Origin of the sequence: Bradyrhizobium sp. Ec3.3 (assembly GCF_000472925.1) — a bacterium.
Taxonomy (GTDB): domain Bacteria; phylum Pseudomonadota; class Alphaproteobacteria; order Rhizobiales; family Xanthobacteraceae; genus Bradyrhizobium.
This window is the reverse complement of the sequence record NZ_KI421477.1, coordinates 104,696-125,266: the sequence shown is the minus strand read 5'-3', so window position 1 is coordinate 125,266 and position 20,571 is coordinate 104,696. Positions and strand designations below refer to the sequence as shown.

General features: G+C 65.0%; 16 protein-coding genes. 10 read left to right on the top strand and 6 right to left on the bottom strand.

Annotation, left to right across the window (positions count from 1 at the left end; all coding sequences use genetic code 11):
* Nucleotides 1-49: 49 nt before the first annotated feature.
* The 6 genes from YUU_RS0146505 to hpaH form a co-directional block, all read right to left on the bottom strand.
* Nucleotides 50-1,675, bottom strand: coding sequence for a thiamine pyrophosphate-dependent enzyme (locus tag YUU_RS0146505; protein WP_027528224.1), 1,626 nt, complete (start codon nucleotides 1,673-1,675; stop codon nucleotides 50-52).
* Between the two features lie 21 nt (nucleotides 1,676-1,696).
* Nucleotides 1,697-2,566 carry a fumarylacetoacetate hydrolase family protein gene (locus tag YUU_RS0146500; protein WP_027528223.1) on the bottom strand — a complete coding sequence of 290 codons (870 nt, stop codon included), beginning with the start codon at nucleotides 2,564-2,566 and terminating at the stop codon, nucleotides 1,697-1,699.
* A 3-nt stretch (nucleotides 2,567-2,569) separates the two neighbouring features.
* Nucleotides 2,570-3,553: a 3,4-dihydroxyphenylacetate 2,3-dioxygenase gene (gene hpaD / locus YUU_RS0146495; RefSeq protein WP_027528222.1), complete on the bottom strand. Its 984-nt coding sequence runs from the start codon at nucleotides 3,551-3,553 to the stop codon at nucleotides 2,570-2,572.
* 131 nt (nucleotides 3,554-3,684) lie between these two features.
* Complete coding sequence (gene hpaE / locus YUU_RS0146490; protein WP_027528221.1) at nucleotides 3,685-5,223, bottom strand: 5-carboxymethyl-2-hydroxymuconate semialdehyde dehydrogenase; 1,539 nt, start codon at nucleotides 5,221-5,223, stop codon at nucleotides 3,685-3,687.
* Nucleotides 5,216-5,614, bottom strand: a complete 399-nt coding sequence (locus YUU_RS0146485; RefSeq protein WP_027528220.1) for a 5-carboxymethyl-2-hydroxymuconate Delta-isomerase — start codon at nucleotides 5,612-5,614, stop codon at nucleotides 5,216-5,218. Before YUU_RS0146485 ends, hpaE begins: the two co-directional genes overlap by 8 nt.
* A 30-nt stretch (nucleotides 5,615-5,644) precedes the next feature.
* Nucleotides 5,645-6,451, bottom strand: coding sequence for a 2-oxo-hept-4-ene-1,7-dioate hydratase (hpaH, locus tag YUU_RS0146480; protein ID WP_027528219.1), 807 nt, complete (start codon nucleotides 6,449-6,451; stop codon nucleotides 5,645-5,647).
* 114 nt (nucleotides 6,452-6,565) lie between these two features.
* Between hpaH and hpaR the strand changes: the two genes are divergently transcribed.
* The 10 genes from hpaR to folE all read left to right on the top strand — a co-directional run bounded on the left by hpaR (nucleotide 6,566) and on the right by folE (nucleotide 20,563).
* Nucleotides 6,566-7,087: a homoprotocatechuate degradation operon regulator HpaR gene (gene hpaR, locus YUU_RS0146475; RefSeq protein WP_027528218.1), complete on the top strand. Its 522-nt coding sequence runs from the start codon at nucleotides 6,566-6,568 to the stop codon at nucleotides 7,085-7,087.
* A gap of 162 nt (nucleotides 7,088-7,249) precedes the next feature.
* Entirely contained in the window at nucleotides 7,250-8,335 is a 1,086-nt protein-coding gene (locus tag YUU_RS0146470; protein ID WP_027528217.1) for a malate/lactate/ureidoglycolate dehydrogenase, read from the top strand.
* A gap of 126 nt (nucleotides 8,336-8,461) precedes the next feature.
* Complete coding sequence (locus YUU_RS0146465; protein ID WP_027528216.1) at nucleotides 8,462-9,238, top strand: HpcH/HpaI aldolase/citrate lyase family protein; 777 nt, start codon at nucleotides 8,462-8,464, stop codon at nucleotides 9,236-9,238.
* 164 nt (nucleotides 9,239-9,402) lie between these two features.
* A complete protein-coding gene (locus tag YUU_RS0146460; protein ID WP_027528215.1) occupies nucleotides 9,403-10,926 on the top strand; it encodes a UxaA family hydrolase in 1,524 nt (507 codons plus the stop codon).
* A 167-nt stretch (nucleotides 10,927-11,093) separates the two neighbouring features.
* Entirely contained in the window at nucleotides 11,094-14,363 is a 3,270-nt protein-coding gene (locus YUU_RS0146455; protein WP_027528214.1) for a DUF2126 domain-containing protein, read from the top strand.
* 27 nt (nucleotides 14,364-14,390) lie between these two features.
* Entirely contained in the window at nucleotides 14,391-16,910 is a 2,520-nt protein-coding gene (locus tag YUU_RS0146450; RefSeq protein WP_027528213.1) for a circularly permuted type 2 ATP-grasp protein, read from the top strand.
* Nucleotides 16,907-17,785, top strand: coding sequence for a transglutaminase family protein (locus tag YUU_RS0146445; RefSeq protein WP_027528212.1), 879 nt, complete (start codon nucleotides 16,907-16,909; stop codon nucleotides 17,783-17,785). Before YUU_RS0146450 ends, YUU_RS0146445 begins: the two co-directional genes overlap by 4 nt.
* Nucleotides 17,786-17,966: 181 nt before the next feature.
* The gene (locus YUU_RS0146440) at nucleotides 17,967-18,794 is read left to right on the top strand and encodes an HD domain-containing protein (RefSeq protein WP_027528211.1); all 828 of its coding nucleotides are present in this window, start codon (nucleotides 17,967-17,969) and stop codon (nucleotides 18,792-18,794) included.
* A gap of 130 nt (nucleotides 18,795-18,924) precedes the next feature.
* Nucleotides 18,925-19,818 carry an alpha/beta fold hydrolase gene (locus YUU_RS0146435; RefSeq protein WP_027528210.1) on the top strand — a complete coding sequence of 298 codons (894 nt, stop codon included), beginning with the start codon at nucleotides 18,925-18,927 and terminating at the stop codon, nucleotides 19,816-19,818.
* Nucleotides 19,819-19,936: 118 nt separating this feature from the next.
* Nucleotides 19,937-20,563, top strand: a complete 627-nt coding sequence (folE, locus tag YUU_RS0146430) for a GTP cyclohydrolase I FolE (protein ID WP_027528209.1) — start codon at nucleotides 19,937-19,939, stop codon at nucleotides 20,561-20,563.
* Nucleotides 20,564-20,571: the final 8 nt, after the last annotated feature.

Genomic DNA, 20,571 nt, shown 5'->3' with positions numbered 1-20,571 from the left:
AGAATCTCGAGGTTCCGGGTTCGATGCTACGCATCGCCCCGGAACGACATCACGGCTTCGGCGGATGAATGAACGCCCAGGGGCTGACTTCCGAGTCGCGCGGCACTTCGATCGACAGCAGATACGGCCCGCCATGGACGAGCGCCTTTTCCAGTGCGGCCTCGAAATGATCCGGTGAGGTCACGCGCGCGGCCGCGACGCCAAAGGACTCCGCGAGCTTGACGAAATCCGGGTTGACGAGGTCGGACGCCACCACGCGGCCGTCAAAGCGCTCGCGCTGGTCGCGCCGCACGTTGCCATAGGCGTTGTTGTTGAACAACAGCGTCACCACGGCGATGTTGAACTGCACGGCGGTGGCAAGCTCCTGCACGCCGAACATGAAGCCGCCGTCGCCGGTGATCGCAACGACCGGCCTGTCGGGATTGGCGACCTTGGCGCCGAGCGCAGTAGGGAAGCCGGAGCCGAGCGTGCCCTGATAGCCCGAGGTGATGAAGGTGCGCGGCTCGTAGATCGGAAAGCCGTACCAGGAGGCGAAGCCGACCTGCGACAATTCATCGGTGACGATCGCGTTTGCCGGCAGCACCTCGCGCAGGATGTTGAGATACGCCATCTGCGGCTGGATGCGCTGGATCTCCACTTGCGCGGAGGCGGAGGCCTCACGGATCGCGGCGCGGCGGCGATTGGTCTTGCTGTAGCCAACTTTGCGCACGGCAGCGACGAGATCTGCGGTCGCGGCCTTGGCATCGGCAATGACCGGCGCGTCGGCCGGATAGCGTCGCATCTCAACCGGGTCGATATCGATCCGGATGCTCTTCAATCTGTCCGGACGATAAGGCCAGCGCGACATGGTCGGCAACTCCAGGCGCGTGCCGATGCCGATCATGAGATCAGTGTTCGGCCACAGCTTGTAGGCGGCCGCCATGGTGAGCCCGAGCTCGTGCGCATTGGAGACGATGCCGCGACCGCTTCGGAACGCGACGACGGGGGCATCGATCATCTCGGCGAGCTCGAGGATCTCCTCGCGCGCATCGATTGCGCCGCTGCCGACGAAGATCATCGGCGCCTTCGCAGCCTTGATCAGGCTAGCGGCCTGCTTCACGGCGTCAGGATCGGGTTGCGGTGGAGGCAAGGGCGCAAACACCTGCGCAGACGCCGTGTCGGCGCGCTGCGTAAAGATGTCCCAGGGCATCTCGACCGAGGCGGGGCCGCGACGTCCCGACAGCATCTCCTGGAACGCGCGCGCGACGACCGTCGGCGCGTTGGCCGGCGCTTCGATTCTATCAGCCCATTTCACATAGCTGCGCAGGGTCGCGAGCTGGTCCGGCATTTCATGCAGGTGCCCGCGGCCCCTGCCGAGAAAGGCCGTAGGCACCTGGCCGGTGACGCACAGCACCGGCTCGTTGCAGCCGAAGGCGGTGAGGAGCGCAGCGCTCGCATTGAGCACGCCGGGGCCGGGCACCACGCTGAACACGCCGGGCCTGCCGCTCGCGCGCGCATAGCCGAACGCCATGTAGCCGCAGGCCTGCTCGTGCCGCGCGCCGATCACCTTGAGCTGTGCCTGGTGGAAGGCGTCAAACAGCCCATAGACCTGCGCGCCCGGCAGGCCGAACACGGTGTCGACGCCATGCGCAACAAGGCCGCTTACGATCGCTTCGCCGCCGGTGAGGGTGGTCATGGTTGTCTTCCAATCCAGATGTCAGGCTTCGTCGACGACGCCGTTGCGCAACAGGCCGATGCCGTCGGCTTCGACTTCGATGACATCGCCGGGCTTCAGATAGCGCGGCGGATCGAAGCGCGCGCCGGCGCCGGTCGGCGTTCCCGTGACGATGATGTCGCCGGGGACGAGCGTTGCGAACGTCGAGATGTAGTTGATGAGGTAGCGGAACGGGAAGATCAGCCGGCCGGAGCGGTCGTCCTGCCGGAGCTCACCGTTGACGCGCGTGGTCAGACGCACATCGGCAAGCTGGGATTCCTGCGTGTAGGGCACGAGCCACGGGCCGAGGCTGCCGCTGGAATCGAAATTCTTGCCTTGGGTGACGTTGAACTTGGCGTGCCGCAGCCAGTCTCGCACCGAGCCCTCGTTGCAGAGCGTGATCGCCGCGACATGGTCGAGCGCCGCGGCTTCCGGGATGTGCCGGCCGGCCTTGCCGATCACCAGCACGATCTCGCCTTCATAGTCGAGCTGCGCGGATGCGCGTGGGCGCACCAGCGGGGTGTCGTGGCCGACGAAGGAGCGGGGCGAGCGCATGAACATGCTCGGATATTTCGGTGCGTCCTGGCCGTCCTTGTACTCGGCATTGCGGTCGGGATAGTTGACGCCGATGCAGATGATCTTTTCCGGCGCAGGCACGGGCGGCAGCCAGGTGATGTCGGCGATCGCATGATCCGGCGTACGGCCGGCAGCTTCTTCTGCAAAGCTTGCCAGCTTGCCGGCTGCGATCACCTCGCGCAGTGTCGGATAGTCCTTGGCGTGGCGCGCGGAGAGATCGACGATGCCGCCGTCGACGACGGCACCATATTTGGTTGCACCCTGGACGGAATAGGTGGCGAGGCGAGGGGCTGTCATCACTCAGTCCGCCACCAGCACGTCGGCCACGAATTTGGGCTCGCGCACGGCCTGTCCCGTGAACGGCGAGCCCTGCTCGAACCACGAGCGCGGGGCGGGCGCGCCCCACAGCGTCTGCCGGCGCGGATCGCGCAGCGACCAGCGCAGCGGCTCATGGTCGTGATCGCCCGTAAAATAGTCGCTGGTGTAGAGCTCGAGGCGATGGCCGTCGGGGTCGCGGACATAGAGGAAGAACGCGTTCGAGATGCCGTGGCGGCCTGGACCGCGCTCGATGTTCTTCACGAAGCCCGCCGAGGCCATCACGTCGCAGAGATGGATGATGTTCATTGCCGTCGGTGTCCAGTAGGCGAAGTGATGCAGGCGCGGGCCCTTGCCGTTGGTGATGGCGAAGTCGTGGACGTTGCCCTTGCGATGCATCCAGGCGGCGGCGATGCGGCCGTTCGGCCCATCCTCTTCGGCATATTCGGTGAGGCGGAAGCCGAGCCGCGCGTAGAAATCGACGGTGTCCTGCACTTCGGCTGCGAAGACGTTGAAATGATCGAGCCGCTGCGGGTGGCATCCCCTGTAGAGATCGTAGCGCCGGAGCAGATGTGGCCGCTTCTCCATCGATGCGTAGAGCTCGATCTGGAAGCCGAAGGGATCGGTGAATTGCAGCGTGCGACCCTGGAAGGGCTGGTCGACGAAGGCGTGCTTGAGGCCGTTCTCGGCGAGGAACGCCGCCGCCTTGTCGAGATCCTTCTCGTTGCCGACCTTGAAACCGAGGCGGTTGCAGGCTGGCACGGCGGCCTTTCGCAGTACCAGCGAATGATGCTGATGCTCTTCCGCACCGCGCAGGTACACGACGTTGTCGTCGGCATCCTCGACATGCAGTCCGACGGTGGTCTCGTAAAACTCGCGGCTGAGCTTCAGATCGGTCACGTCGAGCACGGCGTGGCTCGAGCGGATGATGTTGAACGGCGGCTCGAAGACGTGTTGCGGTGCGGGCATTGGTTTCCCCTCTCTAAGCCCGTCATTCCGGGGCGGTCCGTCAGGACCGAACCCGGAATCTCGAGGTTCCCCGATGCGCAATTGCGCATCTGTGGTTCGACGCTTTGCGTCGCCCCGGAACGACGGTGGTTCTAAATTCCCAGTTTCTGAATCTTGTGCGTGCCCCGCGCAAGCGAGACGTGCTTGGTTTCCATGTAGAAGTCGAACGAATAGTCGCCGCCGTCGCGGCCAATGCCTGAGGCCTTCATGCCGCCGAACGGCGTCGGCAGATGGCGGACGTTCTCCGAGTTCAGCCAGATCATGCCGGCTTCGAGCGCGTCCGCGACGCGTAGCGCGCGGCCCATGTCGTTGGTCCAGACATAGCCGGTGAGGCCATAGCGGATGTCGTTGGCGATCTCGATCGCGTCGGTCTCGTCGCGGAAGGGGAGTACGGTAAGGAACGGGCCGAACACTTCCTCCTGCGCGACACGCATCTTGCTGTGTGCACCGGTCACCAGCGTCGGCTCCACGTAGTGTCCGCCGCCCGGGCCGTCATAGGCCTTGCCGCCGACGGCGATCACCGCGCCGTCCTGCCGCGCGACGTCGAAATAGGAGCAGACCTTTGCGAGGTGTCGGTCGTGGATCAGCGGCCCGATTTCGGTTGCGGGATCGAGGGGATGACCGACCTTGAGCGCCTTCACGCGCTCGGTCAGCTTCTCCACGAACTTCTCCGCGATGTTCTGCTGGATCAACAAACGGCTCGACGACGTGCAACGTTCGCCATTGAGCGAGTAGATCATGAACACGACGGCATCGAGCGCGCGGTCGAGATCGGCATCGTCGAACACGATCACCGGGTTCTTGCCGCCGAGCTCGAAATGCACGCGTTTCAGCGTGGGCGCACCTTGCTTCATGATCGCCGAGCCCGTCGCGCTTTCGCCGACGAAGCCGATCGCCTTGATCGCGGGGTGCTCGGTCAGCGCCTTGCCAGCCTCTTCGCCGAAGCCATGCACGGTGTTGAGCACGCCATCGGGGATGCCGGCCTGCGTTGCAAGCTTGGCCAGCAGATCGGCGGTGACCGGCGACCACTCGGCCGGCTTGTGCACGACGGTGCAGCCGGCCGCGAGCGCTGGGGCGATCTTCCAGGTCGAGAGCATGAACGGCGTGTTCCAGGGCGTGATCACGCCCACGGGGCCGATCGGCACGCGCGTGGAGACGTTCCAATGCTCATCGCTCGGCGTGTTGAGGCCGTCGCGAGCCTCTGCGCATTTGTCGGCGAAGAAGCGGAAATTCTCGGCCGCGCGGATCGCGGCCTTTGCCATGAAGCGATAGGCCTGGCCGGTGTCGATGCATTCGAGCACGGCGATGTCGTCGGCATTGTCCTCGATCGCGTCGGCGACCCGATGCAACAGCTTGCGCCGCATCGCAGGGCCCATGTCGCGCCAGGACTTGAAGACAGTCGCGGCAGCGGTCGCGGCGCGGTCGATATCCTCGGCATTGCCGCGGGCAACGCTCGCGAGCGTGGCGCCATCGACCGGCGACTTCGTCTCGAAGGTCTCGCCCGAGATCGAGGCGACGGTCTTGCCGCCGATCATGTGACCGATGCCGTCGGCCCGGAGCTTCTTCAGCAGCGGCGCCGTGCGCTCGCGGTTGGCCTGGAACACATCGGCTTTCGGCATGGGCTTATCCATGGGCAGCCTCCACTTTCAGGGCGTCGTGGATGTTGTTGCGCTTCCAGCTCGTCTCCTTGTCGTTGATCTGCATGTCGAACGACAGGGCGAACTTCGAGCTCGCGAAGACGGGATCAAGATGCCTGGAGAGCGCCTGGAAGACGTGCTCGCCAGCTTTCTGGCGTGTCGGCAGGTCACGGCCCTCGCCGATGCGCAGTACCATGTCGAGAAAGGCAAGGTCCTTTCGACCGTCTGCGATTGCATAAGACTCACATCTGATCGCGCGGACGCGGATGCCGCCGAGCGGGAAGATGCCGGTCTCGACCGCCGCCTTGCGCACGACCTCGCACAGCGCGCTTATATCGACGCGGTCGTCGAGATTGGCCGAATATTCGATCGTGAAATGCGGCATGGCGGTTTCGCTTCCTGTGCTTCTTGTTTGTCAGGCGAAGTAGCAGTTCACCGAGCCGTAGGCGCCATAATCGGCTTGAATTGTGTCGCCCTTGCGGGTCTCGATCGGACGGATGAAGGAGCCGGCGAGCACGACCTGCCCCGGCTCGAGCGCAAGGCCGAGCGGCGCGATCTTGTTGGCGAGCCAGGCAACGGCGGTCGCGGGATGATTGAGCACGCCGGCCGCTAGGCCGGTCTCCTCTAACTGGCCGTTCTTGAAACAGAGCGCGCCGATCCATCGCAGGTCAGCCTCCAGCGGGCGGATTGGCCGGCCGCCGAGCACGATGCCGGCATTGGCCGCATTGTCGGCGACGGTGTCGAAGATTTTTCGCGTTGCCTTGGTCTTGGGATCGACACGCTCGATCCGCGTGTCCAGAATTTCCAGCGCGGGCACCACGAAGTCGGTGGCGTTGAGCACGTCGAACATCGTGCAGTCGGGGCCCGAAAGCCGCTTGCTCATGATGAAGGCAAGCTCGGCTTCCACACGGGTGCCGATGAAGCGATCCGTCGGCACCAGCCCGCCATCGGCAAAGAACATGTCATCGAGCAGCACGCCGGAATCCGGCTCGTCGATGCTGAGGGCGCTCTGCATCGCCTTCGAGGTCAGGCCGATCTTGTGGCCTTTGACGATGCGCCCCTCAGCGAGCTTGATGTCGACCCACGCCTTCTGAATCGCGTAAGCATCGGCGATGGTGATCGCCGGATAGTCCTGCGAGAGCTGCCTGATTTGCGTGCGCGTCTTCTCCGCCTGGTGCAGACGCCTCGCGCAGCTCAGAATATCGTCCTTGGAAAGCGCCATCTGTGATCTTACAAATCGTGGTGCCGAGAGATACTTAACATGTTAAATGAATTCGTCAAACCCAATTCGGGTTTGCTGCAGTGCAAACATTTTGGGACTTGAGCGCGGGGCGTCATGGCGAAGAAGAAACCGACTGATCCTGCGAACGGAAGCGGGCCTGCCGCCCGACAGGTGCCGATGCGCGAGTTCTCGCGCTCGCTGCCGATGTCGTTGTTGAGGGCGCGCGAGGCGGTCATGCGGCAGTTCCGTCCTTCGCTGCGCCAGCATGGCCTCACCGAGCAGCAATGGCGCATCCTCCGCGCGCTCGCGGCCATCGGCGCGGTCGAGGTCACGGAACTCGCGCGTACGGCGTTTCTCCTCGGGCCCAGCCTGTCGCGCATCCTGCGCGATCTCGAAGCCCGCCACTTGATCGAGCGGAAGACGGCGAAAGAGGATCAGCGCCGCAGCATGGTGTCGATCTCCGAGAAGGGCGTGAAGCTGATGGCGGTCGTGGCGCCGACATCGGAAGCGATTTACGCCGAGATCACGCGACGCTTTGGCACACGCAAGCTCGCTGATCTTCAGGAGATGCTGGGCGAGCTCGAGCAGAGCCTTGCAGGACTTGGAAGCGCGGACGAGGCAATAGCCGAGGAGTGAAACCAGATATGCGCGCGCAAGCGGCGAGAACCATGGACACGGCCGCTTTTTTTCGCTCAAAGTGCCGCCCAAGCCGATCTGCCCAAAATCGGCGCCGCCACTGATGCCGCATCTCAGCGGCCTCATCCGGCAGGGAACAAGGAAGAGGCAAACAGGCCCGTTATGGTCACCATTCAGGTTCAGAAGCTGATCGACTTCGTCACGGAGGTGTTTTCGCATGCGGAGTCGTCGCCGGAAGAAGCCAGGCGCATCGCGACTTATCTGACGACGGCCAATCTCACCGGCCATGACAGCCACGGCGTGATCCGCGTGCCCGTCTATATCCGCTGGAAGAAGACTGGGAATGTGGTGCCGAACCAGAGCGCCGAGGTTGTGCTCGATACGCCCTCGCTCGCGGTGGTCGACGGCAAGTTCGGCTATGGCCAGACGGTTGCGCCGCAAGCGGTGAAGATCGGCATCGAGAAGTGCAAGAAGGCGGGCCTCGCCGCGGTCGCCCTGCGTAATGCCGGCCATATCGGCCGCGTCGGCGACTGGGCCGAGATGGCTGCGGCTGAGGGGCTGGTCTCGGTCTATTTTGTCAACGCTGCCGGCTCGCTTCTGGTCGCGCCGTTCGGCGGCGTTCAGAAGCGGCTGTCGACTGCTCCCTATTGCGTCGGCATTCCGCGCGAGGGCCAGGATCCGATCGTCCTGGACTTTGCGACCTCGATCGTCGCCGAGGGCAAGGTGCTGGTCGCAAGCCGCGGCGGCAAGAAGCTGCCCAAGGGCGCGCTGGTCGATTCCGACGGCAGTTTAAGCGAGGACCCGGTCGTTCTCTATGGGCCGTATACGCCCGACGGCCAGCGCGATCACACCCGGGGGACGGGCGCGATTCGCGCCTTTGGCGAGCACAAGGGCTCGGGCCTTGCGTTCATTTGCGAGCTGCTCGGCGGCGCGCTGACCGGAACCGGCGCCACCTCAGGCGGTCGCCGCTTCGCTAACGGCATGCTGGCGTTCTTTGTCGACCCCAAGGTGATCGACACGTCCGATGTTTTCGACGCCGAAGTGTCGCGCTATGTCGACTTCATCCGGGCCACCAAGCCGATGGCCGGCGTCGAGCAGGTCCTGATCCCCGGCGACCCCGAACGGAAGACCCGGGCCGAGCGCACCAGGAACGGCGTGCCCTTGCCGGATGACACCTGGGCGGCGATAGTCAATACCGCCCGCGATGTCGGTGTCAGCGAGGTCAGCATCCAGAGGGCGACGAGCTAGTTCAATTTCGTCATTGCGAGGAGCGCCAGCGACGAAGCAATCCAGAGTGTTGCCGCGGACGGATTCTGGATTGCTTCGCTTCGCTCGCAATGACGGCGAGTAAGACCAACAGGGAAGGAAGGCAACGTGGCGAATAAAGTCAAAGAGATCTGGAAGTCGGGCAAGGCCGTGGTCAATGCGTGGCTCGCGATCCCCTCCGGCTTCTCGGCCGAGGTGATCGCGCAGTGCGGCTTCGACAGCGTCACCGTCGACATGCAGCACGGCGTGCAGGACTATCTGTCGATGGTTCAGTGCTTCCAGGCGATGGACAAGCATCCCGTGACGCCGATGGTGCGTGTGCCCTGGAACGAGCCCGGCATCATCGGCAAGGTGCTCGATGGCGGCGCCTATGGTGTGATCTGCCCGATGATCAATACGCCGCAGGAGGCCAGGAACCTCGTCTCCTATTCCAAATATCCGCCGAAGGGTGTGCGCTCCAACGGGCCGATCCGCGCCGGCATGTATGGCACCGCGGGCACTTACCAGAAGACGGCGAACGACGATACCGTGCTGCTGCCGATGATGGAGACCAGGACCGCGGTCGAGAACATGGAAGCGATCCTCGACGTCGAGGGCATCGACGGCGTCTATATCGGCCCGTCCGACCTAGGCTTCTCCTACGGGCTCGAGCCGAAGCTCGACCGTACCGAGCCGGAGATCCTCGCGATCTACGAGAAGATCATCAAGGAATGCGGCAAGCGCGGCCTCAACGCGGGCATCCATTGCAGCGGCGCGGAAGGTGCCGCGCGCGCGATCAACATGGGCTTCAAGCTGGTGACGCTGTCGAACGAGGTCGGTCTGATGTCGACCTACGCCAAGATGCAGGTGAACCAGACCCGGAAGGATTCCGGCGGCAAGGCTTGATCTCGCGAGTCCCGAACGCGGTGCAGCGCCATAAGCGGGTCGTTGCACCGCAGAGCCGGGACCCAGTTGCCGACGTCATGCGTGGGCCCCGCATCAGCAGCGCACCGCTTGCGCGCTGCGCAGCATCCGGGGCACGATACTTTTGAAGACCAAGGAGAACGATCATGACCCCAGCCCCCGTCATCCGCCTGCATCCCGATGATGGCGTGGTGATCGCGCGTGCCAGTCTGCCACCCGGAACGGTGGTGGCTGACGGCGTGACGACGGTCGACCGCATCCCGTCCGGGCACAAGGTTGCGATCAAGCCGATTGCGGTGGGCGAGCCGGTCAAGCGCTACGGTCAGATCATCGGCTTTGCCACCGCGCCGATTGCGCCCGGCCAGCACGTGCACACGCAGAATTGCGGCATGGGCGATTTTTCCAAGGACTATGCCTATTGCGCCGACGTCAAGCCGACGCCGAATTTCGACCTGCCGGCGACCTTCGAGGGCATCCGCCGCCCCGACGGCCGCGTCGCCACGCGCAACTATATCGGCATCCTCACCTCGGTGAATTGCAGTGCGCATGTCGCTGGCCTCGTCGCCGACGTCTTCAAGAAGAATCCTTTCACCGGTGAAAATCCGCTGGCCGAATTCCCCAACGTCGATGGCGTCGTTGCGCTGACCCACAAGACCGGTTGCGGCATGACGCAGAACGAGCCGCTGGCGCTGCTTCGCCGCACGCTCGGCGGCTACGCGCGGCACGTCAATTTCTCGCACGTGATCGTGCTGGGCCTTGGTTGCGAGGTGAACCAGATCGGCGGCTTGATGGAGGAGCAGAAACTCGCCGGGCGCTTGCGCGCGATGGACATCCAGGAGGTCGGCGGCACCCGCAAGACGGTCGAGGCGGGCGTTGCCTTCGTGCGGGAGGCGCTCGCTGACGCCAACAACGTGAAACGTGAAGCGGTACCGGCGAGTGAGCTGACTGTGGCGCTGCAATGTGGCGGCTCGGACGGCTATTCCGGTGTATCAGCCAATCCCGCGCTCGGCGCGGCCAGCGATCTCATCGTGCGTCACGGTGGCACCGTGATCCTGTCGGAGACGCCGGAGACATATGGCGCAGAACATCTGCTCACGCGCCGCGCGGTCAGCCGCGAAGTCGGCGAAAAGCTCGTCGATCTCATGCGCTGGTGGGAAGAATATACCGAGCGCGAAGGCGCCGAGATGAACGCCAATCCGAGCCCCGGCAACAAGGCCGGCGGCCTCACCACGATTCTCGAGAAGTCACTCGGCGCGATGGCCAAGGCGGGCACTACCAATCTCGTCGACGTGCTGCGCTATGCAGAGCCGGTGACGAAGAAGGGCTTTGTGTTCATGGACACGCCCGGCTACGACCCGGTTGCCGCGACCGGCCAGGTTGCAGGCGGCGCCAATCTCGTTTGCTTCACGACGGGCCGCGGCAGTGTGTTTGGCTGCAAGCCCGCGCCGTCGATCAAGCTTGCGACCAACACGCCCATGTACAAGCGCATGGAAGAGGACATGGACGTCAATTGCGGCACCATCCTCGAAGGCTCCGAGACGGTCGAGCAATGCGGCCAGCGCATCTTCGATCTCATTCTGAAGACGGCCTCGGGACAGCCGACCAAGAGTGAGAGCTTCGACTTCGGCGGCGCCGAGTTCGCGCCCTGGGTGATCGGCGCGACGATGTGAGAGAGGCGAATAGCGAATAGGGGGTAGGGAATAGAGGATTTACTCGACTATTCGCCATTCGCGACTCGCCATTCGCACGCCTTGTAGGCACGCGCTGCCCGTTGTTAGTGCTTGATCGCGATGACATCAGGTGTTCTGCTTAAAAAAGCTGCTGGAGCACCGCATCCGTGTCGATCTACGTCGCATTACACCACGTCACGCACTACAAGTATGACCGTCCGATCGATCTCGGCCCGCAGACCATCCGCTTGCGGCCGGCGCCGCATACGCGGACGCCGATCCTGAGCTATTCGCTCAAGGTCACCCCGCCTAATCATTTCGTGAACTGGCAGCAGGACCCGCAAGGCAATTGGCTGGCGCGCTACGTTTTTCCGGAGAAGACGACGGAGCTGAAGATCGAAGTCGATTTCACGGCGCAGATGACCGTGGTCAACCCGTTCGACTTCTTCGTCGAGCCCTATGCCGACAGCTTTCCGTTTCAGTACCCCAAGGATCTGAAGACCGAGCTCGCGCCCTATCTCGAGACCATCACGCCCGGTCCGCTGTTTGCCGAATATCTTGCGTCGATCCCGCGCGAGGCCAGCAACACCGTCAACTTCCTGGTCGAGCTCAATCGCAAGCTCCAGGAGCGGGTGCGCTACATCATCCGCATGGAGCCTGGCGTGCAGACGCCGGAGGAAACGCTCGCCTCAGGCGCAGGCTCCTGCCGTGACTCCGCCTGGCTCCTGATCCAGACGCTGCGCCATCTCGGTCTCGCGGCGCGCTTCGTCTCCGGTTACCTCATCCAGATCCGTCCCGACATCGATCCGATCGAGGGACCACCCGAGGTCGAGAAGGATTTCACGGACCTGCACGCCTGGGCCGAGGTCTATCTGCCAGGTGCAGGGTGGATCGGCTTTGACGCCACGTCCGGCATGCTGGCAGGCGAGGGGCACATTCCCGTAGCCGCGACGCCGCATTACCGTTCGGCCGCGCCGATCTCCGGCAGCGCCGGCTTTGCCGAGGTCGAGTTCGCTTTCGAGATGAGCGTGAAGCGCATCCGCGAAGCGCCTCGCATTACAAAGCCTTTTTCTGATGAAGCCTGGGCCCGGCTTAACGAGCTCGGCGAGCAGGTCGACGGCGACCTCGCCGCGCAGGACGTGCGGCTCACCATGGGCGGCGAGCCGACCTTCGTGTCCGTCGACGATCTCGAAGCGCCGGAGTGGAACACCGAGGCCGTCGGCCCGACCAAGCGCGCGCTCGCCGACGATCTGATCCGCCGTCTGCGCACGCGCTTTGCGCCGGGCGGTCTGCTGCACTACGGGCAGGGCAAATGGTATCCGGGCGAGAGCCTGCCGCGCTGGGCCTTTGGCTTGTATTGGCGCAAGGACGGCGTGCCGATCTGGAAGAATGCCGACCTGATCGCGAAGGTCGAAACTCCCCGCCGCGCCGAGGTCAGGGACGCCGAAGCCTTCATGGAGGGCACGGCGGCGCGGCTCGGGCTCGATCCCGGCTACATCATGCCGGCCTATGAGGATCCCGCCTATTGGCTGCAGAAGGAAGCCGACCTTCCCGTCAGTGTCGATCCCTCCGATTCCAAGCTGTCGGATCCGGAGGAGCGCGCGCGCATGGCGCGGGTGTTCGACCAGGGGCTCGGCACGCCGCGCGGTTTCGTGCTGCCGGTGCAGCGCTGGAATGCGCCGCCGCGCTGGCGCAGCGAACGCTGGGGGCTCCGGCGCAGCCATCTGTTCCTGACGCCGGGCGACTCGCCCTTGGGGCTGCGGCTGCCGATGGGCTCGCTCGGTTACGTCCCGCCCAATCAATATCCCTACGTCATCGAGCAGGACCCGATGGAGGTGCGCAAGCAACTGCCGGTGTTCAGCCGCATGCCGCGGCCGCCGTCGCCGCCGCGGGTGGCGCCTGAATATCTCAATATGACGATCCCAGTGCGCACCGCGATGGCGGTCGAAATCCGTGACGGTGTGCTCTGCGCCTTCATGCCGCCCGTCGAGCGGATCGAGGATTATCTCGAGCTGATCGCCGCGCTCGAAGACACCGCCGAGGAGATGCAGCTTCCGGTCCATGTCGAGGGCTATCCGCCGCCGTTCGATCCGCGTATCGACGTCATCAAGGTGACGCCCGATCCCGGTGTGATCGAGATCAACATCCAGCCGGCGAAGAACTGGCGCGAGGCGGTCGACATCACGTCCGGTCTTTATGAGGACGCTGCGAAGGTGCGGCTCGGTGCCAACCGCTTCCTGGTCGATGGTCGCCACACCGGCACCGGCGGCGGCAATCACATCGTGGTCGGCGGCTCGAGCCCGCAGGACTCGCCGTTCCTGCGCCGGCCCGACCTGTTGAAGAGCCTCGTGCTGTACTGGCAGCGCCACCCGTCGCTGTCCTATTTCTTCTCCGGCCTGTTCATCGGCCCGACCAGCCAGGCGCCGCGCATCGACGAGGCGCGCCATGACAGCATCTACGAGCTCGAGATCGCGCTCTCGCACGTGCCGCCGCCGGGCTACCAGACGCCGCTCTGGCTGGTGGACCGTCTGTTCCGGCACCTGCTCGTCGACATCACCGGCAACACCCACCGCGCCGAGATCTGCATCGACAAGCTCTATTCGCCGGAAGGCCCGACCGGGCGGCTCGGCCTGGTCGAATTCCGCGCGCTCGAGATGCCGCCCGATCCGCGCATGTCGCTGGCCCAGCAGCTCCTGATCCGCGCGCTGATCGCAAAGCTCTGGCGCGAGCCACAAGCCGGCAAGTTCGTACGCTGGGGCACGGCGCTGCATGACCGCTTCATGCTGCCTCACTTCATCTGGGAGGATTTCGTTGACGTACTTTCTGAGTTGAAGCAATCCGGCTATCCCTTTGAGCCGGAATGGTATCTGGCCCAGCTCGAATTCCGTTTCCCTGCCTTCGGCCGGGTCCATCATGGCGGCGTGACGCTGGAATTGCGCCAGGCGCTGGAGCCCTGGCATGTGCTCGGCGAGGAGGGCTCGGCCGGCGGCACCGTGCGCTACGTTGATAGTTCAGTTGAGCGGCTTCAGGTGAAGGCGGAAGGCTTCATCGAGGGCCGCCATGTCGTGACCTGCAACGGCCGCCGCCTGCCGATGACCCCGACCGGCCGCTCGGCGGAAGCCGTGGCCGGCGTCCGCTTCAAGGCCTGGCAGCCAGCCTCCGGCCTGCATCCGACGATACCCGTCCACGCGCCCCTGACGTTCGACCTCATCGATACCTGGAACGGCCGCTCGCTCGGCGGGTGCGTCTATCACGTCGCCCATCCCGGGGGCCGCAACTATGACACCAAGCCGGTCAACACTTACGAGGCCGAGGCGCGGCGGCTTGCGCGCTTCCAGGACCACGGTCATACGCCAGGTCCCAGCCAGCCGCCGCCGGAGGAACGCACAATTGAGTTTCCGCTGACCCTCGACTTGCGCACGCCGCTCCTGCATTGAGTATGGTGATGCTGCAGGGAGTGGTGCATGGGCGAAGGCGCGACCGACGGAGAAGGCCAGGCGGGCAGGCGCCTCAGCCAGCGCCGCGTCGCGCAATGGGTCCGCGACTATAGCCGTCTGCCCGGCATCCCCGACGAATTCCTGGGTCCCGATGGCGCTCCGCGCGCCGTCTGGAGCCGTTTCTTCGACGCCTTTGGTGCGCTGGCGCCCGACGAGATCGAGCGGCGCTTTGCCATGGCCGACCGCCATTTGCGCGAGGCCGGCGTCACCTATCGCGCACCGGGCGACAGCGCCGACCGGCCCTGGTCACTCAGCCACCTGCCGCTCCTGATCGACGAGGCCGACTGGCAGCAGCTCTCGGCCGGCATCAAGCAGCGTGCCCAGCTACTCGAACTCGTGCTGCGTGACATCTATGGCGAGGGCAGGCTGGTCGCCGAGGGTGCGCTCCCTGCCGCCGCGATCGCCGGCAGCCCCGAATATCTGCGGCCCGTCTGCGGCGTGGCGCCGCCCGGCGGGCGGTACCTGTCGATCTACGCCGCCGATGTCGGCCGCGGGCCCGACGGGCGCTGGTGGGTCCTCGGCGACCGCACGCAGGCGCCGTCCGGGGCCGGCTACGCGCTGGAGAACCGCCTCGTGCTGTCGCGTGCCTTCGCCGACCTCTACAAGTCGATGAACGTGCCGCGCGTTGCGCCGTTCTTCGAGGCGTTTCGGGACTCACTTCGCGCCAGCGCCGATCGCGACGAGCCGCGCATCGGCGTGCTGTCGCCCGGCAGCTTCAGCGAGACCTACTTTGAGCACGCGACGCTGGCGCGCTATCTCGGCTTCCTGCTGGTCGAGGGCGACGATCTCGCGGTCAGCGACAACCGCATTCACATCCGCACCGTCGCAGGCCTCAAGCGGCTCGACGTGCTCTTGCGCCGGGTCGATTCCAATTCGCTCGATCCGCTCGAGCTCGATGCGTCCTCGCGGTTGGGTGTGCCCGGGCTGGTCGACGTGTTGCGCAAGGATGGCGTCGTCGTCGCCAACATGCCCGGCTCGGGCGTGCTGGAGGCGAGGGCGTTGCTCGGCTTCCTGCCGGCGTTGAGCCGTCGCCTGCTCGGCGAGGAATTGAAGATGCCGCATATCGCGACCTGGTGGTGCGGCCAGCGCTCGGCGCGCGAGGAGGTTTTGGCACGGCTCGACGAGGTCGCAATCGAGGGCGCCTATCGCCGTGGCGTTCCCGGCTTCCACAGCACGGGACCTGTGCTTGCGAGCGAGCTCGACGCATCCGAGCGCCAGCGCCTGATCGACGCCATCGGCGGGCGCGGCATGGATTATGTCGGCCAGGAGGTGGTGCGGCTGTCGACGATGCCTGTGTGGGAGCAGGGGCAACTCACGCCGCGCCCCTTCGTGCTGCGCGTGTTCGCTGCCGCCACGCCCGACGGCTGGACCATCATGCCCGGCGGCTTCTGCCGGATCGCCGAACAGGCCGACGCGCGCGCCGTCTCGATGGGCGATGGAGCGCGTGCCGCCGACGTCTGGGTCGTTTCGGAGAAGCAGGTCTCGACCGCGACGCTGCTGCCGGCAACCGACAAGGTGCGGATCCGTCGCATCGCGGGCGTGCTGCCGAGTCGTGCGGCGGACAATCTGTTTTGGCTCGGCCGCTATCTCGAACGCGCCGAGGCCACGCTGCGGCTGGTGCGCGCGCTCGGCTCGCCGATGCGCGGGCCCAACAACAAGGGCGCATCGGCCGCGATGCAGTCGGCCGAGCGCATCCAGCGCATCCTCGTCGCCTGGGGCGCGATCTCCCAAGCCTCGCGCACGGCTCCTGGACGGATCGCCGCCGAAGCACTGCAAAGCCCTGACCGTTTCGGCTCTGCGCTGTCGCTGGTGCGGGCCGCGCAACGCACGGCAACCGGCCTGCGTGAGCGCTTGTCGCCCGATGCCTGGCAGGTGATCACCGAGATGGCCGAGCGGCTCGCCTATGAGGTCGAGGACGACGACAGCGTGCTCAGCGCTGCCGAGCTCACCTTGCAGGAGCTCGCGAGCTTCGCCGGCCTTGCGCAGGAGAACATGAATCGCGCTGCCGGCTGGCGTTTCCTCGACATGGGGCGCCGCGCCGAGCGCGCCATCAACACCACGCGCTTCGCGCGACAGTTCGCCTATGACGAGGCGGGCGATGAGGACCTCGACGTGCTACTGACGCTGGTCGATTGCCAGATCACCTATCGCTCGCGCTATCTGCTGGCGCCGGTGCTCGCGCCGGTACGCGATCTCGCGGTGCTCGACACCTACAATCCGCGCTCGGTCGCCTTCCAGGTCGCAAGCCTGAACGAGCACATCGCAGCGCTGCCGAGCCTGAAGGAGTACGGCCTGATCGAGAAGCCGCAACGACTTGCAGTCGCCGTGCAGGCGATGCTCGCCACAGCCGAGGCGGAGAAGCTCGAGGTCAAGTCGCTGTTCTCGCTGGAGCAGGACTTGCTCAACCTGGCGGAGGCGATCGGGCTGCATTACTTCCCGCATGGCCCCAATGCCAGCCGGCCGGAAAAGCTGACGGGGCTGGCGTGATCTACGACATCCGTCACGTCACGACCTATTCCTACGAGAGTCCGGTCAGCTTCGCCCGCTGCACGCTACGGCTGGAGCCGAAGAGCGGCGACGGGCAAGAGCTGATCTCGCACCACGTCGAGATCCGGCCGCGGCCTGCGGACCGCCATGCCAGGCGCGATTTCTTCGGCACGCTGACCGAGAGCGTCGTGATCGAAGTTTCGCATCGCAATTTGCGCATCGATTCCCGCTCCCGCGTGTCGGTGTCGCGAAATCCGCCGCCGCGCGATGCCTTCAGTCCGCCCTGGGAAAGCATCCGTGACATCGCTTTCGAGGCGACGAGCCTCGGGCCATCGTCACCGGTCGGCTACGTGTTTGCGAGCCCTCTGGTGCCGGTGCTGCGTCCCGTCAGCGCCTATGCTGCGATGAGCTTTGCGCCCGGCGGCGGTATCCTCGCCGGCGCCGTCGATCTGATGCATCGTATCCGCAGCGAATTTCGCTACGACCCGAAGGCGACGGTGATCTCGACGCCGCTCAACGAGGTGTTCGACAAACGCCACGGCGTCTGCCAGGACTTTGCCCATGTGATGATCGCCGGGCTTCGCGGGCTCGGGCTGCCGGCGGCCTATGTCAGCGGCTATTTGCGCACCATCCCGCCGCCCGGCCAGCCGCGCCTGCAAGGCGCCGATGCCACGCACGCCTGGGTGTCGCTATGGTGCGGGCCTGAGCTCGGCTGGGTCGGGCTCGATCCGACCAACGATCTCCTGGTCGCCAACGATCACATCGTGCTCGCGGTTGGCCGCGACTTCTCCGACGTCTCGCCGGTCGACGGCATCATCGTCGGCTCGCCGAAGCAGAAGCTCGGTGTCGCCGTGGACGTGCTGCTGGTGGAGTAGGGATTATCACCAGATGCACCGCTGACCACGGGAAGACCGTCGCGCAACACAAATCTTTTCGCTACGTCGCCATTGGAGATTTGGTCAGCCGGGCCGAGATGGGCTATGCTGCCCCCGGGGCGAGGAGAAACGAGGCGTCAGGAGTTGGCGTGGGAACACCACCGACGGCGGGGCTGCATCCATGATCACGTTACCGAGACTGGCTGCCGAATCTCTGGAAAAGCTGCTCGGCTCGTTCATGCGTCGCCGGTACGACGAGTCCTCCGCGAGGACGATCGAGGGCGCGACACGTACGGCGATGGAATGTATCGGCAACAGCGATGCGCTCTATCACAATATCGAGCATACGATGCTCGTGACACTGGCGGGCCACGCCATCCTGAATGGCCGATATCTCCATACCCACATGGAGGCGGAGGATTTCATCCACGTCCTGATCGCCTGCCTTGCCCATGACATCGGCTATGTGCGCGGCCTGTTCGAGGAGGATGATAAGGATGGCTTCCTGATCGACGCCGCCGGCACCAGGATCGCGCTGCCGCGTGGTTCCTCCGATGCCAGCCTGATGATGTATCACGTCGACCGATCGAAGCTTTACGTGATGCGGCGGCTGCAGCACATTCCGGGGCTCGACCCGGAGCGCATTGCCCGCGCCATCGAAGGCACGCGGTTTCCGGCCCGGGACGGCCAGGACTACGATGCCGACGCCTCGATCCTGCGCGCTGCTGATTTTATCGGCCAGCTCGGCGATCCCAACTACCTGCGCAAGGCCAACGCGCTCTACTATGAATTCGAGGAGGTCGGTATCAACCGCCAGCTCGGCTACGACTCGCCCGCCGACATCGTGCATCGCTATCCGCAATTCTATTGGGACAGCGTCGCTCCGCATATCCAGACCGAGATCGGCTATCTCAACCAGACCGACATCGGCCGGCAGTGGATCGCCAACCTCTACAGCAACGTGTTCCGCGCCGAGCGCGACATTCCGCTGTCGGGACCGCAGAAGTAGGTCGGAGCCTTGTAGCCGCGTAGCCCGCATGAGCGGAGCGACATGCGGGTTGCTCGCTCCGCGGTCCCGGATATCGCTACGCTCATCCGGGCTACAATATCGTTTTTTTTGCAAGAGGGTTGTCGCAAGAATGCAACCGAAAACAGTGACCGCCGGCGTTCTCGAAATCGCCTATCTCGAATTCGGCGCGCCGGATGGCTGGCCCTGCATCATGGGCCATGGTTTTCCCTACGACGTCCACGCCTATGCAGAGACCGCGACGCTGATCGCGCAATCCGGTGCGCGGGTGCTGGTGCCGTCGCTGCGCGGATACGGCGGGACGCGGTTTTTGTCCGACAAGACGTTGCGCTCGGGCGAGCAGGCGGCGCTCGGCGCTGACCTCCTGGCGTTCATGGATGCTCTGAAGATCGAGCGCGCAATGGTCGGTGGTTATGACTGGGGCGGGCGCGCGGCCTGCGTGGTCTCGGCGCTCCATCCGGAGCGCGTGGTCGGGCTCGTCTCCGGTAATTCCTACAACATCCAGAACATCGCGCGATCGATGGAGCCGGCTTCGCCGCCGGAGGAAGCCGCGCTCTGGTATCAATATCTCTTTCACAACGAACGCGGCCGGCGCGCGCTGGAGCGCAACCGGCGCGGCTTTGCCCGCCAGCTCTGGTCGATGTGGTCGCCGACCTGGGCGTTCGATGATGCGACGTTCGACCGAAGCGCAGCTGCCTTCGACAATCCGGACTTCGTCGACGTCGTGATCCACTCCTACCGGCATCGCTATGCGCTGGTCGAGGGCGATCCCGCCTATGCGGCAATCGAGGCACAGCTTGCCATGCAGCCGCCGATCCGCGTGCCGACGATCGCGATCGACGGCGATCACGACGGCGTCATTCGTGGCACCGCCCATCACGCGCACAAGTTCGAGGGCTCTTTCGAACGGCGCGTGTTCAACGGGGCAGGTCACAACCTGCCGCAGGAGCGGCCCGCCGAATGGGCGCAGGCCGTGCTCGACCTGCGCAAGGCCGCAAACAGGTAAGCCTGGTTCCGAGCCGCTCTGATTTTTCCCCTATCCCCGGAACCTTTTTCCGTTGGCGCCGTCCAAGCCTTGGTACCGCGACGCAATTGCCAGCGGCTAGTCAGGGGGAGGAGTTCATATGGAAAGACAAGCGCGACGGCTGGAACGCGTTGCACTCGCGCAAGCGCCGGCAGAGGTCCCGAGCCAGGCGGAGGTCGAGGACGCCGTCCGTACCATGATCCGCTGGGCGGGCGATGATCCCGCACGTGACGGCCTGCGCGAGACGCCGGACCGGGTGGCGCGTGCGTTTCGGGAATACTTTGCCGGCTACGAGCAGGACCCGACCGAAATCCTGCAAAAGACTTTTGAGGAGATCGAGGGCTATGACGAGATGATCGTGCTGCGCGGCGTTCGCTTCGAGAGCCATTGCGAGCACCACATCGCGCCGATCGTCGGACGTGCCTGGGTCGCCTATATTCCGCAGGGGCGCGTCGTCGGCATTTCCAAGCTCGCGCGGGTGGTCGACATCTACGCCAGGCGCCTCCAGATCCAGGAAAAGATGACGGCGCAGATCGCCAACTCGATCAATGACGTGCTGAGGCCGCAAGGCGTCGGCGTGATTATCAAGGCCACGCATCATTGCATGACCACGCGCGGCGCGCACAAACCGGGCACCGATCTCGTCACGAGTCGCATGCTCGGCGTGTTTCGCGATAACGCGTTGACGCGGCAGGAGCTGCTGGGCCTCGCCAACTCGGACGATTGAGACGCAAA

Bases quoted from the DNA above. Each gene is read 5' to 3' on its own strand.
- YUU_RS0146505 (WP_027528224.1), bottom strand. From the start codon at position 1,675: ATGACCACCCTCACCGGCGGCGAAGCGATCGTAAGCGGCCTTGTTGCG.
- YUU_RS0146500 (WP_027528223.1), bottom strand. From the start codon at position 2,566: ATGACAGCCCCTCGCCTCGCCACCTATTCCGTCCAGGGTGCAACCAAA.
- hpaD (WP_027528222.1), bottom strand. From the start codon at position 3,553: ATGCCCGCACCGCAACACGTCTTCGAGCCGCCGTTCAACATCATCCGC.
- hpaE (WP_027528221.1), bottom strand. From the start codon at position 5,223: ATGGATAAGCCCATGCCGAAAGCCGATGTGTTCCAGGCCAACCGCGAG.
- YUU_RS0146485 (WP_027528220.1), bottom strand. From the start codon at position 5,614: ATGCCGCATTTCACGATCGAATATTCGGCCAATCTCGACGACCGCGTC.
- hpaH (WP_027528219.1), bottom strand. From the start codon at position 6,451: ATGGCGCTTTCCAAGGACGATATTCTGAGCTGCGCGAGGCGTCTGCAC.
- hpaR (WP_027528218.1), top strand. From the start codon at position 6,566: ATGGCGAAGAAGAAACCGACTGATCCTGCGAACGGAAGCGGGCCTGCC.
- YUU_RS0146470 (WP_027528217.1), top strand. From the start codon at position 7,250: ATGGTCACCATTCAGGTTCAGAAGCTGATCGACTTCGTCACGGAGGTG.
- YUU_RS0146460 (WP_027528215.1), top strand. From the start codon at position 9,403: ATGACCCCAGCCCCCGTCATCCGCCTGCATCCCGATGATGGCGTGGTG.
- YUU_RS0146450 (WP_027528213.1), top strand. From the start codon at position 14,391: ATGGGCGAAGGCGCGACCGACGGAGAAGGCCAGGCGGGCAGGCGCCTC.
- YUU_RS0146440 (WP_027528211.1), top strand. From the start codon at position 17,967: ATGATCACGTTACCGAGACTGGCTGCCGAATCTCTGGAAAAGCTGCTC.
- YUU_RS0146435 (WP_027528210.1), top strand. From the start codon at position 18,925: ATGCAACCGAAAACAGTGACCGCCGGCGTTCTCGAAATCGCCTATCTC.
- folE (WP_027528209.1), top strand. From the start codon at position 19,937: ATGGAAAGACAAGCGCGACGGCTGGAACGCGTTGCACTCGCGCAAGCG.